The organism is Emticicia sp., from assembly GCF_043780375.1.
Lineage (GTDB): Bacteria > Bacteroidota > Bacteroidia > Cytophagales > Spirosomataceae > Emticicia.
In genome coordinates this window covers 1-15,300 of record NZ_JAYWCU010000128.1, presented here as the reverse complement: position 1 = coordinate 15,300, position 15,300 = coordinate 1, and the positions used below count along the sequence as shown (strand labels likewise).

At 35.3% G+C, this 15,300-nt stretch carries 27 protein-coding genes, 1 tRNA gene and 1 pseudogene; 20 read left to right on the top strand and 9 right to left on the bottom strand.

The features are described from left to right. Positions 1-69 precede the first annotated feature (69 nt). The 3 genes and pseudogenes from ACH2CJ_RS10390 (at position 70) to ACH2CJ_RS10380 (ending at position 3,500) form a co-directional block, all read left to right on the top strand. Positions 70-2,013 carry a heavy metal translocating P-type ATPase gene (locus ACH2CJ_RS10390; protein WP_394992678.1) on the top strand — a complete coding sequence of 648 codons (1,944 nt, stop codon included), beginning with the start codon at positions 70-72 and terminating at the stop codon, positions 2,011-2,013. 62 nt (positions 2,014-2,075) lie between these two features. Then, a pseudogene (locus ACH2CJ_RS10385) lies at positions 2,076-2,759 on the top strand (CoA transferase subunit A); the annotation flags it as partial. After that, entirely contained in the window at positions 2,745-3,500 is a 756-nt protein-coding gene (locus ACH2CJ_RS10380) for a CoA transferase subunit B (protein WP_394992680.1), read from the top strand. The pseudogene ACH2CJ_RS10385 and the gene ACH2CJ_RS10380, both read left to right, overlap by 15 nt. An 830-nt stretch (positions 3,501-4,330) precedes the next feature. Here ACH2CJ_RS10380 and ACH2CJ_RS10375 read toward each other — a convergent pair. From ACH2CJ_RS10375 to ACH2CJ_RS10345, 7 genes are all read right to left on the bottom strand, one after another. Then, the gene (locus ACH2CJ_RS10375; RefSeq protein ID WP_394992676.1) at positions 4,331-4,522 is read right to left on the bottom strand and encodes a hypothetical protein; all 192 of its coding nucleotides are present in this window, start codon (positions 4,520-4,522) and stop codon (positions 4,331-4,333) included. 11 nt (positions 4,523-4,533) lie between these two features. Further along, positions 4,534-5,103: a mobilome CxxCx(11)CxxC protein gene (locus ACH2CJ_RS10370; protein ID WP_394992674.1), complete on the bottom strand. Its 570-nt coding sequence runs from the start codon at positions 5,101-5,103 to the stop codon at positions 4,534-4,536. A 102-nt stretch (positions 5,104-5,205) separates the two neighbouring features. Next, entirely contained in the window at positions 5,206-5,568 is a 363-nt protein-coding gene (locus ACH2CJ_RS10365; protein WP_394992672.1) for a hypothetical protein, read from the bottom strand. 1 nt (position 5,569) lies between these two features. After that, positions 5,570-5,893, bottom strand: a complete 324-nt coding sequence (locus ACH2CJ_RS10360) for an SHOCT domain-containing protein (protein WP_394992670.1) — start codon at positions 5,891-5,893, stop codon at positions 5,570-5,572. A 4-nt stretch (positions 5,894-5,897) separates the two neighbouring features. After that, on the bottom strand, positions 5,898-6,551 hold the full coding sequence (locus tag ACH2CJ_RS10355; RefSeq protein ID WP_394992668.1) for a heavy metal-binding domain-containing protein: 654 nt from the start codon (positions 6,549-6,551) through the stop codon (positions 5,898-5,900). Between the two features lie 77 nt (positions 6,552-6,628). Further along, positions 6,629-7,105, bottom strand: a complete 477-nt coding sequence (locus tag ACH2CJ_RS10350; RefSeq protein WP_394992666.1) for an HIRAN domain-containing protein — start codon at positions 7,103-7,105, stop codon at positions 6,629-6,631. 8 nt (positions 7,106-7,113) lie between these two features. After that, the gene (locus ACH2CJ_RS10345) at positions 7,114-7,485 is read right to left on the bottom strand and encodes a helix-turn-helix domain-containing protein (protein WP_394992664.1); all 372 of its coding nucleotides are present in this window, start codon (positions 7,483-7,485) and stop codon (positions 7,114-7,116) included. Positions 7,486-7,631: 146 nt separating this feature from the next. Between ACH2CJ_RS10345 and ACH2CJ_RS10340 the strand changes: the two genes are divergently transcribed. Next, positions 7,632-7,886, top strand: coding sequence for a hypothetical protein (locus ACH2CJ_RS10340; RefSeq protein ID WP_394992662.1), 255 nt, complete (start codon positions 7,632-7,634; stop codon positions 7,884-7,886). Next, positions 7,883-8,200: a helix-turn-helix domain-containing protein gene (locus ACH2CJ_RS10335; protein ID WP_394992661.1), complete on the top strand. Its 318-nt coding sequence runs from the start codon at positions 7,883-7,885 to the stop codon at positions 8,198-8,200. The genes ACH2CJ_RS10340 and ACH2CJ_RS10335 overlap by 4 nt, the downstream gene beginning before the upstream one ends. Before the next feature lie 180 nt (positions 8,201-8,380). Here ACH2CJ_RS10335 and ACH2CJ_RS10330 read toward each other — a convergent pair whose 3' ends face one another. Further along, positions 8,381-8,668 (bottom strand): hypothetical protein, encoded by a 288-nt coding sequence (locus ACH2CJ_RS10330; RefSeq protein ID WP_394992659.1) that lies wholly within the window; start codon positions 8,666-8,668, stop codon positions 8,381-8,383. Here ACH2CJ_RS10330 and ACH2CJ_RS10325 point away from each other — a divergent pair. From ACH2CJ_RS10325 to ACH2CJ_RS10255, 15 genes are all read left to right on the top strand, one after another. Then, positions 8,667-8,798 carry a hypothetical protein gene (locus ACH2CJ_RS10325; protein ID WP_394992657.1) on the top strand — a complete coding sequence of 44 codons (132 nt, stop codon included), beginning with the start codon at positions 8,667-8,669 and terminating at the stop codon, positions 8,796-8,798. The two genes, ACH2CJ_RS10330 and ACH2CJ_RS10325, sit on opposite strands and share 2 nt — an antisense overlap. Before the next feature lie 17 nt (positions 8,799-8,815). Then, positions 8,816-8,956, top strand: coding sequence for a hypothetical protein (locus ACH2CJ_RS10320; RefSeq protein WP_394992655.1), 141 nt, complete (start codon positions 8,816-8,818; stop codon positions 8,954-8,956). Further along, the gene (locus ACH2CJ_RS10315) at positions 8,941-9,237 is read left to right on the top strand and encodes a hypothetical protein (protein ID WP_394992654.1); all 297 of its coding nucleotides are present in this window, start codon (positions 8,941-8,943) and stop codon (positions 9,235-9,237) included. The genes ACH2CJ_RS10320 and ACH2CJ_RS10315 overlap by 16 nt, the downstream gene beginning before the upstream one ends. Then, entirely contained in the window at positions 9,234-9,476 is a 243-nt protein-coding gene (locus ACH2CJ_RS10310; RefSeq protein ID WP_394992652.1) for a hypothetical protein, read from the top strand. The genes ACH2CJ_RS10315 and ACH2CJ_RS10310 overlap by 4 nt, the downstream gene beginning before the upstream one ends. Further along, positions 9,466-9,804: a hypothetical protein gene (locus ACH2CJ_RS10305; RefSeq protein WP_394992650.1), complete on the top strand. Its 339-nt coding sequence runs from the start codon at positions 9,466-9,468 to the stop codon at positions 9,802-9,804. The genes ACH2CJ_RS10310 and ACH2CJ_RS10305 overlap by 11 nt, the downstream gene beginning before the upstream one ends. A 306-nt stretch (positions 9,805-10,110) precedes the next feature. After that, positions 10,111-10,199, top strand: a tRNA-Met gene (locus ACH2CJ_RS10300). A gap of 178 nt (positions 10,200-10,377) precedes the next feature. Then, positions 10,378-10,527, top strand: a complete 150-nt coding sequence (locus ACH2CJ_RS10295; protein ID WP_394992648.1) for a hypothetical protein — start codon at positions 10,378-10,380, stop codon at positions 10,525-10,527. 169 nt (positions 10,528-10,696) lie between these two features. Further along, positions 10,697-11,395 (top strand): hypothetical protein, encoded by a 699-nt coding sequence (locus tag ACH2CJ_RS10290; RefSeq protein WP_394992646.1) that lies wholly within the window; start codon positions 10,697-10,699, stop codon positions 11,393-11,395. 269 nt (positions 11,396-11,664) lie between these two features. Then, complete coding sequence (locus ACH2CJ_RS10285) at positions 11,665-12,102, top strand: hypothetical protein (protein WP_394992645.1); 438 nt, start codon at positions 11,665-11,667, stop codon at positions 12,100-12,102. Beyond that, the gene (locus tag ACH2CJ_RS10280; protein WP_394992643.1) at positions 12,089-12,352 is read left to right on the top strand and encodes a hypothetical protein; all 264 of its coding nucleotides are present in this window, start codon (positions 12,089-12,091) and stop codon (positions 12,350-12,352) included. Before ACH2CJ_RS10285 ends, ACH2CJ_RS10280 begins: the two co-directional genes overlap by 14 nt. Then, on the top strand, positions 12,349-12,726 hold the full coding sequence (locus ACH2CJ_RS10275; protein WP_394992641.1) for a hypothetical protein: 378 nt from the start codon (positions 12,349-12,351) through the stop codon (positions 12,724-12,726). The genes ACH2CJ_RS10280 and ACH2CJ_RS10275 overlap by 4 nt, the downstream gene beginning before the upstream one ends. Positions 12,727-12,734: 8 nt before the next feature. Then, positions 12,735-12,992, top strand: coding sequence for an HU family DNA-binding protein (locus tag ACH2CJ_RS10270; protein ID WP_394992639.1), 258 nt, complete (start codon positions 12,735-12,737; stop codon positions 12,990-12,992). Between the two features lie 30 nt (positions 12,993-13,022). Next, positions 13,023-13,478, top strand: coding sequence for a hypothetical protein (locus tag ACH2CJ_RS10265; protein WP_394992637.1), 456 nt, complete (start codon positions 13,023-13,025; stop codon positions 13,476-13,478). A gap of 137 nt (positions 13,479-13,615) precedes the next feature. Continuing rightward, the gene (locus ACH2CJ_RS10260) at positions 13,616-13,867 is read left to right on the top strand and encodes a hypothetical protein (protein ID WP_394992636.1); all 252 of its coding nucleotides are present in this window, start codon (positions 13,616-13,618) and stop codon (positions 13,865-13,867) included. A gap of 495 nt (positions 13,868-14,362) precedes the next feature. After that, positions 14,363-14,665, top strand: a complete 303-nt coding sequence (locus ACH2CJ_RS10255) for a hypothetical protein (RefSeq protein WP_394992634.1) — start codon at positions 14,363-14,365, stop codon at positions 14,663-14,665. Positions 14,666-14,773: 108 nt separating this feature from the next. On the opposite strand, the gene ACH2CJ_RS10250 is transcribed toward ACH2CJ_RS10255, so the two are convergent. Beyond that, positions 14,774-14,998, bottom strand: coding sequence for a hypothetical protein (locus tag ACH2CJ_RS10250; protein WP_394992632.1), 225 nt, complete (start codon positions 14,996-14,998; stop codon positions 14,774-14,776). Positions 14,999-15,300: the final 302 nt, after the last annotated feature.

The window sequence follows — 15,300 nt, the reverse complement described above, 5'->3', positions numbered from 1 at the left end:
TCTTTATGACTACCTGTTGCATGAAGAAAATGTTGATATTTGCCTACATCAATTAATTATTTAGCAAATATGGCAAATGTAATAGAACATACTCATTCGGAAGAACACGACCACGACCATTCGCAAGAAAGTTCAAGTGAAAAAAATCCGTACTTGAGTCCAATAATTTCATTGGCTTTATTGCTTTTGGGCATCGGTTTAGACTTCTTCGATAAAACTCAAAACTTCACTTTTTGGAACGAAATCACTCGAATTATTTTGTACGGAATCGCCTTTTTATTAGTCGGTTGGAATGTATTGAAAATGGCATTTCAAAGCCTAATTAAAGGGCAAGTTTTTACTGAATTTTTATTAATGAGCATTGCTACTTTGGGAGCATTTTATATCGGTGAGTACCCCGAAGGTGTCGCTGTGATGCTTTTTTATGCTATTGGAGAGTTATTTCAAGAGGCAGCTGTTAATCGTGCTAAACTAAACATTAAAGCATTGTTAGATGTTCGCCCAAATATTGCCTCTGTTTTTAGAGAAAATTCTTGGCAAATAATCAAGCCTGAAACTGTACAAATCGGTGAAAAAATCTTGGTAAAAGTGGGTGAAAAAGTACCTTTAGATGGCATTATTTTATCAGAAAATAGTAGTTTTAATACCTCAGCACTCACAGGTGAAAGTAAGCCTAAAAGCATCAAAAAAGGTGAACACGTTTTAGCAGGAATGATAAATCTTGAAAAAATCATTGAAGTAGAAGTTACTAAACTTTTCACCGAAAGCTCAATAGCTCGTATTTTAGAATTAGTACAAAATGCCACTTCAAAAAAAGCCCCCACCGAACTTTTTATCAGAAAGTTTGCTAAAATTTATACGCCCATAGTCGTATTTTTAGCCATCGGATTGGTATTTCTGCCCTACTTTTTTGTCCAAAACTATATGTTTAATGAATGGCTTTATCGTGCCTTGATTTTCTTAGTTATTTCTTGCCCATGTGCCTTGGTAATTTCTATCCCTTTGGGCTATTTTGGTGGAATTGGGGCAGCTTCTCGCAACGGAATCTTGTTTAAAGGTTCAAATTACCTTGATTTGATGTCGAAAGTTACAGCCGTTGTCATGGATAAAACTGGTACTTTAACCAAAGGAGTTTTTAAGGTTCAAGAAATCAAAACAACGATTGATGAAAAAGTGTTTTTAAAATACTTGAAAACAATCGAATCGCATTCTACTCATCCAGTGGCAAAAGCGATTGTGAGTTTTGCAGATGAAAAGAAAATTGAGGTCATTTCAACAAAAATCGAAGACTTGGAAGAAATTTCGGGTCATGGGATGAAAGGCAAAATAAAAGAGAAAAATATTTTGGTGGGAAATCTAAAATTAATGAAGAAATTTGGAGTAAATTATGATGTCGAAATCGAAAATATTGTTGAAACGATTGTCGTTATGTCCATTGATAATCAATTAGTTGGCTACGTTTTGATAGCTGACCAACTGAAAGATGATGCACAATCCGCTATCAAAAAAATGCGAGAAATCGGTATTAAAGAAACCATTTTGCTTTCGGGCGATAAGTCGAGTATTACGCAAAAAGTAGCTTTAATGTTGGGTATTTCTAAGGCTTTTGGTGATTTATTGCCTGAAAATAAAGTCGAAAAGGTACTAGAATTAAAGAGGGATACTTCTCGAATAATTGCTTTTGTAGGCGATGGCATCAATGATGCACCCGTACTTGCTTTGGCAGATGTGGGCATAGCCATGGGAGGTTTGGGAAGTGATGTTGCTATTGAAACTGCAGATGTAGTAATTCAAACCGACCAGCCTTCAAAAATTGCAACAGCAATCAATATTAGCAAAAAAACAAAGCAAATTGTTTGGCAAAATATCGGTCTAGCTTTTGCAGTAAAAGCAATAGTTTTAATTTTGGGTGCAGGTGGTTTAGCAACAATGTGGGAAGCCGTTTTTGCAGACGTTGGTGTGGCCCTTTTGGCAATTCTAAATGCAGTAAGAATTCAAAAAATGGTATTCTAATAAATTAATTACCTGATAACAAATACATTACAACAAAACCTATATAAAAAATTCGAACCAAAATGATAAATAAAGTAATTGCAGGAGCAGACGTAGCAGTGGCCGATATTCCAGATGGAGCAACCCTTATGTTGGGTGGTTTTGGTCTTTGTGGCATTCCAGAAAATTGCATTGCTGCTCTTCTTCGTAAGGGAGTTAAAGACTTAACTTGTATTTCTAATAATGCAGGAGTTGATGATTTTGGTATCGGTTTGATGCTCAAAACTCGTCAAGTAAAAAAAATGATATCCTCATACGTTGGCGAAAATAAGGAATTTGAGCGACAATTATTGTCTGGTGAATTAGAAGTTGAACTCACGCCACAAGGCACCCTTGCTGAGCGAATTCGGGCAGGTGGTGCAGGAATTCCTGCATTTTTTACACCCGCAGGAGTTGGCACAGAAGTAGCAAAAGGCAAAGAAATTGAAGAATTTGATGGTAAAAAATATATCAAAGAAAGTTGGTTAAAAGCTGATTTCGCCATCATAAAAGCATGGAAAGGTGATACCCAAGGCAATTTGATTTTTAAAGGAACTGCTCAAAATTTCAGCCCAATGATGGCAGCAGCAGGAAAAATCACCATTGCCGAAGTAGAGGAATTAGTACCCGCAGGTAGCCTCGACCCAGCACAAATTCATACGCCAGGAATTTATGTGCAAAGAATTTTTCAAGGAAAAAACTACGAAAAAAGAATTGAACACAGAACGACAGCTGAAGCTACTTTTAACTCGCCAAAGGAGAGTTTTGTTTCGAAGTCAGAGCTTTTAGCTCCCCCTCTGGGAGCGGCTGTTGGACTTGACAAAAACCAAATTGCTCAACGAATTGCTCAAGAATTAAAAGATGGGTTTTATGTAAATTTGGGCATTGGGATTCCTACTTTGGTAGCAAACTATATTCCTAAAGGAATCAATGTGATTTTGCAATCTGAAAATGGCTTGTTGGGCATTGGTCCATTTCCTACCGAAGAAAATGTTGATGCCGATTTAATAAATGCTGGAAAACAGACCGTTACCATGACTGCAGGTTCGGCATTGTTTAGTTCTGCCGAGAGTTTTGCCATGATTCGTGGCGGTCATGTTGACTTAACAATTTTAGGAGCGATGGAGGTTTCTGAAAATGGCGATATTGCCAACTGGAAGATTCCAGGAAAGATGGTAAAAGGTATGGGCGGTGCAATGGATTTAGTGGCTTCAGCCGAAAACATAATTGTAGCCATGCAACACGTCAATAAAGCTGGTGAATCTAAATTATTGAAAAGTTGCAGTTTACCTATTACGGGTTTGCGTTGCGTGAAAAAGATTGTTACCGAATTAGCAGTTTTGGAAGTAATGCCAGAAGGCGGCTTCAAATTATTAGAAACTGCTCCAGGTATTTCAATAGAAGACGTTCGGAAAGCTACTGAAGGAAAATTGACTATCGCTGATGATGTTAGAGAGATGAGGTTTTAGATTATATCAAAGCGGTAGTCTTTTTTTTATACAAAAAAATCAACCCAGAATCATAGCTTCTACTATTTTTTTGGCTTCTTCGATGTCGGTTTTTGCCTATTGTCTTATGTTTGTTTCTTGATAGGTCTGAAAAACAAATAAAAAAGCATAGAACACTAACTTTACTTGTATTCAAAGGTTTCTGGTAAACCTATATCCACAAAGTAAAAGAACGCAAATACGCAGACCGCATGGACAACAAACTTTAACTTTTCTTGTGCATCATGAAAATTTTCGAGAGTTTCAGAAATACGAGATTGTTAAGCTAAAAGCAAAAAGTTAGATGTAGTTTTTTATTTATATTTTTATCTATAAAATTGTTTTTGGTTTGAGTACTAATATATATCAAAAATAAAATGAATGGTAAGTTGAATTTAATCTTAGGGGAAATTTAATCCGTTCAAAACAAAAATGCCTGATAATTGATTGATTATCAGGCATTTACAAATAACAAAAGACTTTGTGTTGTGACCCTACGGGGAATTTTAATAAATCTATATAAACAGCTTATAGTAAGCATATTATCATACATTTATTTAATCTTCCCTGTAAAATTTTAAATATTTACACTACATTTTTTTTATATTGATTTCAAAAAATGAGCACTTTTAATAAAAGTAACTATCTTTGAAAAACGATTTATTTTATTTGCAAAATGAAGAAATATACAATTTCAGCATTAATTACACTGATTTTATTATCCATGGTAAAATTGTTTCCAGAAAAAAACTATGTTTTTATTTCTTCATTAGTATTATTTTCTATTTCGCTTTATCTGGCAAGTGCACATCTTACCTACCGCAACAATCGCAAATAGTATTTTTGGGACCAACACTGGCTTTTTGCTGCACTTCTCTTTCAACAATATTTTTTCGATAGTAATCAGCATTTTGATATCCATTCAGCTCATTAATAAAATTTACTCTTTCAGTTGTTGTTAAACCCAAAAAGCCTTTCATTACTTTGTTTTCTCTGTCAGTCATTTTATTGTTATTTAGAAATTACCACACACATCACAATCAGTTGCTATCATTGAGGTAGGTGTTTTTTGACAACCAGCACAAGCTCTTCTATAATTTCGCAACCCAAATCTCATTCCCATTCTCAACTCTTTGTCTGAAACTTCATTATTTGTTTTACTTATCCCTCGTTCTCTTTCGAGTAAAACTTCATATTTGTTTTGGAAAATGATATCGTCAGCAGGTGGAAATTTTGCTAAATATTCAAATTCTGAATTTAAAAGCGAATACTCAGCCGATTTTATTGAATATGAGTTTGCTCTTTCATCAGCTCCAATTATGGTTAAATAAGTAGATAATATTAATTGAGCAATAGCAATAGGAGTTGTAATATATATCGCCAAATCTAATAATTCTTTATTTGAAATATAGGAGGTTAGTAATGCTCCCAGTAAAACGGGTATTAAAATACCTAATACTTTTGTCCAGCGTAAGAGCTTGCTTAAAGATTCGATTTTTTTGGAATAAATATATGAATACCCAAAACTATCTAAGGCTTTGTCCCAGCAGTCAGTTCTAATTTTCTTTTGTAAGTCTTCACCCATTATTTATTTACAAAATTTAAAATAAGGTTTTTAAATATTTGTAATAAGTAGCTTATAGTAAGCACATTATAATCTATTTATTTAATTCTTCCCTGTAAAATTTCAATTGTTTTTGTCTCTAATTTCAACCGATTTACCCGCCAATACTAAATGGCTTCCTGCCGAAATGGTAAGTCCTATACTTAATAAACCCCCAGCAATACTGACTATTTTTGCAGTTTCTGGGTCTTTTTTTGCAATGTAAGGAGTGGCAATAGCAGAAATTACTCCAACAACTACTCCCACTGACAATAATTCGCCCGAAGTTTTAAGATGATAAGCAAGTTTTTCTTGACTCATCTTTGGTGTTTCAATTGATATTATGCTTCTTGGATAAGTATCATCAATTACAACTTTTCTGTCTTTTTTTTGTGCATTACTTACTTTTAATATGCAAAAAAATAATATTGTAAAAATTATTCTCATTTTAATTAATCAATTTAGCTTTCAGTTTCAAAAATTCTTCTTCACTAATTATACCATCACTTTTCATTTTTACAAGTTTTTCAAGTTCAGAAGCTAATCCAATTGTATCTTTTTTAGTATTTTCCAATGTGGCTTTTTGAACATCAAACATCTGTTGCTCATATTCAATATCACTATTTCTTTTTGATGATAATACGACTATTAAGCCTATTAGTGGGCTAAGAAAAATCGAAGCAACCAATGCCCAAAAAATACCAATTTTTCGACCATCTGCCATAAAGGCAACTACAAATGATAAAACTATCCAGCCTAAAAATATTCCCATCTTGTTAATTTATGTTTTTTGAGTATGTATTTAATATTGACATTTTAGCCACCGACTTGTCCAACTCTAGCAGACTCTTTTGTATGTTTCCATCAAATATGCTTGTGTTGTTTACTTTGATGGCTGTGCCTGTCATACATATAAGTATCATACCTCTAAGTGAGCCAACTTCTGCATAATCAATGTCAATACCAACTATGGCATTGCCTCCTAAATCTAAGGCTTTTGCTTTCAATATATTCAAACAATTCTCTTCTCCTTTCAACACTTTTTTATTCATTGTTATTGATTCTTGTCCCAATAAGTCATTCCAGTCCGACGACAACTCACTAAGTAGCCCCGTTCCCATTGTACATTGTCCAGTTACCATTCCTTTTACTTCGTACTCCCAACCTTGTGGTGAAGGTATATTTGCAGTCGGAATATTCACAAAGTGTTCTTTTCTAACCTTCATTACTTCACGTATCTCACTTCGGTATTTTTCTTTACTTTGTATCAAAACATTGTCTTTACAAGATTCACAAAATGCTTCACTATTTCTACCAAAAAAACGCTTGACAAATGTCATTTCTACATCATTAAATGAGTAAATGGTATTTGCATTAAAAAAGCCATTGGTTATTTTTTCATTGCAGTTTGGGCAATTTTTGTATTCCATCTTATCTTTCTTTATTGATTACGCAGCACAAACCACACTATAATTTTTCAAGCGAAGTTTGGCGAATGTTAGATTTATTAAATTTCAGACACATTGATAAATAATTTAAAATAGGGTTTTCTTTCAGAATTATCAAAATAGACGATGAAAGAAGTAAATAATATACCTTCATCCATTTTTCTTGATATATCTTTATTGTCAGATTTTGAGATAAACCCCAACAAATGGTCAAATAACATGACTTTTATGGCTCTATCATCCCATTGGTTTTCTAAATCACGGACTAACTCTAAATTAACGCCTGACTGTAATTTCTTTTTTATTTGTGGACCTTGATTATATTGATAACCAGCTACAAATACACTCTTATCTATTTTAGTGGTCCAAAACAGTTCCTCTAACTCTTCTGCACTTAATTGTTTTTCAACTTTAATAGGTTCTTTATCATATACATCAATAGGAGTATGATTTACAAAATTTATGGTTTTGGTTTTTGATTGTTTTACTATAAAATATATAGCCATAATTATAAATAATAAAACTACAAATTCCATCTTATCAATTAAGGTTTAGCCACAGCACTTCCACCATTTTTTAAGGATTCAAGTTCGGTGGTCTGTTTGTTTAATAATTTATTTTGTAAACCTATCACGGTTCTGTGTAAATCAGCAACTTCATTCATTAGCTTATAATCAACCTTTGGCTCTTGCTCTATGTTTTCAGTGGCAGGTGTTCTAATTTCTGTTTTTCCACGCAACCAATCTAAGCTAACTCCAAATTCATCACATATTAATTCAGCTAGATCCCATCCAGGGTTTTGTTTACCTTTTTCAATAGCAGAGATAGTTACAGAGGTTACTCCGAACTTTTTGCCGAATTCATCTTGCGAAAACCCAGCCCTTAATTCTTTAATTCTCTCTCCAATTTTTGACATTACTATTTAGAATAATTATAAATTAATGAATTTCAGTAAAAAAATAATGTAAAAATTTTATTTTTAAATGCACTGCATTATCTTTGTACTACTAATCTATTAATAATTAAATATTAATTATTAACGAATACAAAAATATATAAAAAATGATACCAATAAAGCAAAAGATTGATAATCACGTAGAAACCCCTATCAAAAAAGTAAAAACCCCTAATCGTCTTAGTCGATTATTAGAGGTCTATCCCGACCGTAGAGAAGATTTCAAAACATTTTGCCTTAATGAAGGTATGTCTCAGCTAACATTTAACAGCCTTGCCACCATGCACCAAAGCACAACCATGATGATAAATAAGTTGCTCGACCGAATGGTTACTAAATTCAAACTCACCGAACCGAAATGACAACTACCGTTGAAATATCGCTCCCATTCGACCAGCTCGACCTTCTCAATCGCATTGAGCAAAGTTTGGCAAAGCTAAATGCCGCTCAAAACAACGCTGCATGGCTCAATATGGATGAAGTTTGTAAAAGATTTGACGTAAAAGAAGGCACAATATACAAGTGGATGAAGTCCGAAAAGATGCCATATAGCAGAATCGAAACAGTTACCCGTTTCAATGCCACAAAAGTAGATGCGTGGTTTGAGAAAAAATCAATGGCAGGTTTACTTGAAAACATGAGTTTACATAACCGTAAACATACCAAAGCAGCATGAGCAAAGAACAACCAACGAAAAGGTCAGTTAATAGACCGAACAAGCATATAAATATCACATTTGTTTATTCTTCATTAGAAGAATTAGAAGCAAAACTGGGTAAACTCAAATCATTTGAATCTACACAGTTTCCAGATTTTGATGACGTGGAAAGAACAATAATATCTATCGACCTTTAAGCTATTTTGATTGATTTCGCTCAATCTTTTTCAAAGTTTCACTGATTTCAGATAGATATTTTATTATAATAACCTGATTATCAAGGCTATATCCAGTTCTAATATTTAAGTTATTAAGTGCAGTTACACTGGCAACTTGATTATTAATGACAGTTCCTAAATCTCTGATTAATTGATTTTCATTATTTTCTTGCATGGTTTGAAAACGGTTATAAAGTTTGAAAAATTTAGAATACTTCTCAAATATACCGTTTTCGCCTTGCAAACCAAAAACACAAAAAAGCAGCATGAACACCCTATTCAACGCCATCGACAATCACCCATTCGTAAGCATTTCTATTTTGGCAGTAATAGTGGGTATGGTTTGGCTTTTTTACGAAATAGACAATGCTCCGATTTCTGATGACGATAATTTCTAACGCAAAACAATACTCTTATGACAACTATTTTACAAATCTCAAATGGCTTTACTCCCGATACCTTTATGGTTAGTGCGGGTAGGGTCTTGGCAATTGCCGCATTCATTTGTATTGGGGCTTATTTTATGTCTGAATTTAAAACATGGAAAAGACAATGAATAGCATACCTTATTCAAAACATCAAACATCATTTGTTGATACAACTGAGTCGGGGATAATTGATCAACATTCGTTGAGACAGCAAAAGAAAAAGTTTTATGGTTTGTCGGTTAATAATCAAATCATTATCAAAAACAGGTTTTGTTTCAAATATGATAGCAGCCATTTTGAGTTTGAACGAATGATGGCCGAACAGCTGCATTTTACTTATGAGCAATTCACAGATTTTAAAGAGGCAATTGATTACTACATATCAAGAGAAAAATACCCTCACGAATGATATATTTTAGAAATTTAAGCACGAAAACAGTACTGAATTTATCTGAAAGTGATTTGTGGCACGAAAACACAAAAGCCCTAACTCAACTTCGGCGGTGGATAGGTGAGCAGATGTTAAAAATGACAACCGTCATTGAAAATCTTCAAGAAAATGATGATTGTGTAAGGATGTTGAAAGAAGAAAAATTTAAGCTCGCAACAAAGAGGGCATTAATCGACAAAATTAAAAATGAGTATTGAAGAGCAACACCTCCTTCTTGAAATCAAAATTCAGCTTCAAAAAGGCAATATCTTCGTTGCTCGTCGAGAATTACAAAAACTGCTCGAAAAAGCAGAAAAACTAAAAACCGATGGCTTTAAGCTATTTTATGTAGCCTTGAAACCAATATATGACGAACAAGTACACCTAAATTCATCACCAGCATTCGTAGAAAAAGCATCGCTCGAATGTAAGATTTGTCAGAAAATATTCCAAAAAGGAGTAAGCTCATGGAAAGGAGCAAAAAGAGTTTGTAAAAAACCTTGTACTCAAAACGATTTAATACCATGCCAAATTTCATCGAAATAGCACTTTATATAATATTTGCGGGTCCGGCATTGGCACTTATTCTGTCAGTTTTGTCGATGGTGGTATATGTATTAGTAGGTTTTGAGAAAGCAAAACAGCATTAGATTATATGTTAGGGAAAGTTAAGATTGAATCATAGGCGACTATGTTGCCTATGATTTTCAAAAAGAAATTAAAACCTGATTCATTTTTCAAAATTAGTTTACTCACTCATGTTTGCTTTTGGCAACTAATGAGTCAGGTTTAAGGTGAACAGTTTGGCTTCGGAGTAGAGTAACATGCGTGTCGCTGAAACGAAGCCGACATAGCGGGGTGGAGAAGATGGTGTCTCGCAAGGCTCATAACCTTGAGGTCGGGGGTTCGAACGGTCGGCCGATGCCGTCCCTCTCCCGCAACTATAAAACCAAATCCGAACGTAGAAGTCCCTACAAGAATGGCAATCGTAGGGCGTGATATGCGGGTTGTCGTTGCCCAGACGAACATATCAGGTAGCTCGTGAAGCTTCAAAACTGTCATACTTGAGCAGGTGTACAACTACTCAAGTGGCTGTGAGCCAAACCGAAAGTAGATGTAGTGCTTCGGCACAGAATTAAGGAAATCGGAGGTGGTATGGTCGAACCCACTCATAAGCCCGCTGTTAGTCGCACCGTGGATAACAATGGTAAGGTGTCTGCCCAGTCTAATTCTGATAGACGTATCAGTAAGGAAGATAAACGACGGTAAAAAAGTACCAGACTACTGCCTCAGACTGAGAAAAACGAAGCTGACAAACGGAAAGACGTGCCGTAGTTGCTGCCAGTTTCTACGATGGGGAGAGCAAGGAATAGATACGTGTATCTCAAATCGTGGTTCGACTCCACGGCTCTCGCAAATTTCCAGATTCCTGCCAGTTGTGTGTACCAAATGTAAATCAATTGACCCTCCTACAATGGTAGGAGGGTTTGGCAACAAAAGAAACTATTATCTTAACTTTTTTAATCCTAATTTCATGGACAAATTAACTATGCCTGTTTCAAAGTATTTTTCAAAGCCTGTGGTTGACTTCATCAAGTCAAAAATAGAAATTATGAAGCGACTGGACGAGAATAATCGCCTAAGAGATGCTGATGTTGATTTCAAAGCCACTCTTCCTCGAATTGGCGGCGGAATAAAAACGACAGCCGAGAAATTACTTCAGCTTTTCATAAAAAAACTGAAGCAAGGTAGTAACGGATTAAGTTTATCCTTTACGTACTCCTATTTCATTCAACACGTTGACGGTAGAGCTCAAAAATCAGCCCTAAAAGAGCATCTTATTCGGATGTGCAACTCCTACAAATCAATACTTTCAAAACGTTACCGTGATACCTTAACCTTACCAGGCCGAATCTGCAATTGTATCACCATTGAGTTTGCTCCTGGAGTTATCCAGTACACAGTACCAAGTTACAATCAGCTACACGATATCGACTTGAACCATCCTGCACCTCGTTCAAATGTCAGCCTTAACCTTAATCCACAGAAATCACAAGTTATCCACAGCAGAGAAGCAAGAACTGGAGGGTTTTCGAAAATCGGAGAAATTGATTTCTCTTTTTTAAAACCATCATGAGTCGGAATTTGGATATAAGTTCTTATTCAGTACTAATAAAAAAATTAAGTACTTATTAGAACTTCAAAATGATGTTTAGGGAAGTGCGTTTGACCCCGAAACGTGCCAAAATGACAGATTTTTGAAATTTGAGAATCTTAAAAAGTTCTGAAAAAGTTCTCAGAAATTTTGATTGAGAACTGATCAGGTGGCTCGGGCGGGCGGCGGCTCGCTGGGTAGGGGAAATTATGCAGAAAAACATCTAAAATCATTAAAACCAACCTAAAGCAATGACACAAACAGCTCAATCCCCGACATTGATACTTCCTAAATCAGCATTGTATGATGTTGCCAATTCGCTCCTGGTACTTCGTGTCTATTTCAAATACGAATGGAAAGATAAAAATGGAAGACCAAATAACTCAATGCCTTATTATTTGAAATTTATGAAGGATACTGCGTATGCTGAGTATAATACAGAGTTTCCAAGAGCTTTTGAACGCCTTCAAGAAATAATGATTTCAGGGAATCCTTTTAAGACAGCAATACTCTACCAAAACTACAATAAAGGTAGAATGGTGGCTGGGGTTCAGAATCCTGAGGTTTTCAAAATTGTAGATTCAAAAGGTACGTTACAGCTCACTTTATATAACGACACCGATAATGTAGTAGAGTTTGTTCAGGAAAATTTTGACCAGCTAAGGAAAAACTATCATGCCAAAATTTGAACTTGACAATCAAATACTCAAAAAACTTGAGACACTTGCAAAATTGACAATGATTCTGAATACGTCTGAAAAAACAACCAAAGCACAAATACAACTTGGACACACAAGGGTAATTCTGAGCGTTCAGATTCCATCAGAATGGGAAAGTTTTCCGCTCTATACTTATCAGCGTAACTATATCAATCTTACCTACGCTGACCTTGACGACGCAATTGAAGAAATGAACCAATTAATAAAATATGCAATATGAAAATAGACCTAAAAATACTCCCATCAATATTAATTTCTCTCGCTGAATTTTCACACGCTGTCAGGCATTACATTGAAACAACAGAAGACGAGCGAGGTTACATTCCTCGATGGAAATGGACCGTTGATAGTTTTGCTGACAGAATTTCAATTGAAAAATATAATTCTTGGAAGAAAAAGGAGGCATCAAAGCCGTGCAAGTTTGAAATCAAAGTTGATGAAGCTCTCGCCATTTTGGAAGGTTTACAAGCAGAAATCAGTATCAGCATTGCCCAGCAAGAAGCACTCAGTTTATTGCATCAGGTCTTGATCAATAAGCATTTTTCAGCCGAATCGCTAAATAAAGCATTTACTCAAGCAATCACAATTAACTAATGCAAACAATGACAAGAGCAGAGCTACAACATATTGTCGAATCTGAGTGGTATCGACAAGGCGATCATTCCGTTGAGACGGTTTTCAAAGTTATTGCATCATGCCTTAGTACTGGCGAAAAAGTTACTATCAAACATTTTGGCACATTTTTGATAAAAACTCGAAAAACCAAAATCGCCCAAAATATACATAAAGGTGAAAATATTGTAGTACCCGAACACAAAATTGCCGCTTGGAAACCATCGCCGAAAATCATTATTAAGTAATCATTTTTTCACTATAAACAATCAAAAACAATGTTAGTCGAATTTCTCAGACCCTCAAAATTTCCAAATCTTAGAGCTGCCACAAATAATACGGTGCCAATTCTAACACTCTCAACTGTCAAGCCAAGTTTTGCCATTTCAATGAAATTATTAAGCATTTTGAATGCTATTTTGCCAAATTTCACGCAAATCCAAGTAGCTAAAACGGAGGACATTAACCCCGAAGATAAAACAAGCTCTTTTAAATATTTTCTTGTTCCATGCCAAGCAGAAGGCTGGGAAATAAAGAAGAATGAGAAAGCATCATCGGCTTATTTTAATTCAAAGGGATTAAATGAATTTCTTTTAAAAGAGTGGAAATTACCCGAAAACGTTAATCTAATCCGAATTCCAGTTTCTGAGACTGTTCAAACTTTGAATGAAATAAAAGGTATCGAATTAAAAGTTGAAGAAAAGACATTCACTGAAAAAGCTCAAAAAGATTAAAAAAAAGTCCTTGCGATATTCGAGTCGCAAGGCTTTAATAAACCAATGTTTTACAATTAACACCGCTTTCAGAAAATGGATAAGTATCTCGTAAATATGACTGGATTAAAATTATTGATAAATCAGGTGGTAAGGATATGAAGTCAAAACATTATATTACTGGATTGTACGGATGCTCGTGCCACCCATTTCCCTCTTGGATGGAATGTGATAAATATCACAAGCAAAGGTTTAAGGTAGGGCAATCAGTAACTCACAGATGCTTGGGTCGGGTGGGTATAGTTATCGAAATAATGGCTACCAAAAATTGGGTATCAGTTAGATATGGTGATTTACCAAGAGATTTAGAAACTGAACACGTAGCAATGTTAGAGCTTTCAAAGGCTTGAAAATGTGCCAAAAAAGTTCAATTAGGAATCGAACCAAACCAAAAATTCCCACTGCTTTGAGCGGTCAAAAAATGTTAGTTTTCTTTTCTTTCAGAAAGTATATAAAATCTCGTAAAATAGCAAGAAACAGTTGCCAACTCACTTGCTTGTCGGTAAGGATAGTGTGTTCTTAGATGTATCAAACGAACGCATAAAACATTGATAATCAAATGAAAACGGAATGCCGCCAGAAGAATTCAGTTAGCTGAAAGAGCATCATTAAGTGCATCTTTCCCTGATGATTTTGATGATGAAGATGGTGATTGATAGCAAACACTAACCAAGCCCAGCTGCTTCCCCTGGTATAACTCAATCTTTTGCTATCATAAATAAAAAGCAGGACTCCCGCAGCAGCTCCCGGCATTGAAAAAATGATAGCAAAATATTATTACAACAGCTCACATTTCGGCAGCTCCCGCCGCCATCAACCATTATTTAACTAAAATTTGATAGCAAATGAGTTTTAAAACAATAACCTTGAGAAATCTCGACAGCAAAGAAAACAAAGAAGTAGTCAAGATACTCGAAAGTTTTATGTTTCAACGAGACATAAAAACTGGCCAAACTGCAATCGAGGAGATAATCAAGGAATATGATTATCAAAAAAAACTGGCAGAAAAGCAATCTAATCTTCTTGCAGAAATGCAAAATAATTATAATCAAAAAATCGATGATTTGCGTAGTCAAAATGAATCACTAAAATTACCAATTGGTCTTTTTAGAAATTTTACTGAATCAATAAAAAACGTAAAATTATGATTGAATGGTTCACATTAGCCAGCATGAAGCCTTCAGACGGGGATGTTTGCGTTGTACTTTTTGGAAATAAAGCTATCATCAAAGCATTGTATTTCAATAAAGTAGGCTTTACCCTTGATGGCAGTCAAGAAAACTCATTAATGAACATAACGCATTGGGCTTACCCGTGCTTTCCTTAAGTTCGACTAATTGTAGCCAACGTTTTGCACCTACCCGAAGGGCGGGATTTTTACCACAAAACTTGATTTGAAAAACTAATGTTTGATTAACCACAAAACTGTCTTTGGAACACGAAACCCCGCCTTTTGGGTAGGTGCTGTGTGTGCCCAGCATGGCACGACTAAATTTCAGACGGGAATTTAGTTTGATTATCCAAGGAGTGCAAGTCTCCGATGTGCAAAGCATTGATGCGCATAGCAAGCTGCAAGGTTGTTTGGAGCGATCCAAGAACTGAAGGAAGCAGGTGTTTCATCCCGCCACAGCGGGGACTGCAACGATCTGTACTGACGAACAGAAACCACATACCGAGGCATGTTGACACGGGTGAGTGATCACATCTTCACGAAGCCCTTCAGGTGCAATTAGTGTCAACCTGTAGATGTGGCAGCGATAGATCAAAGGATAAGTGCCTTACC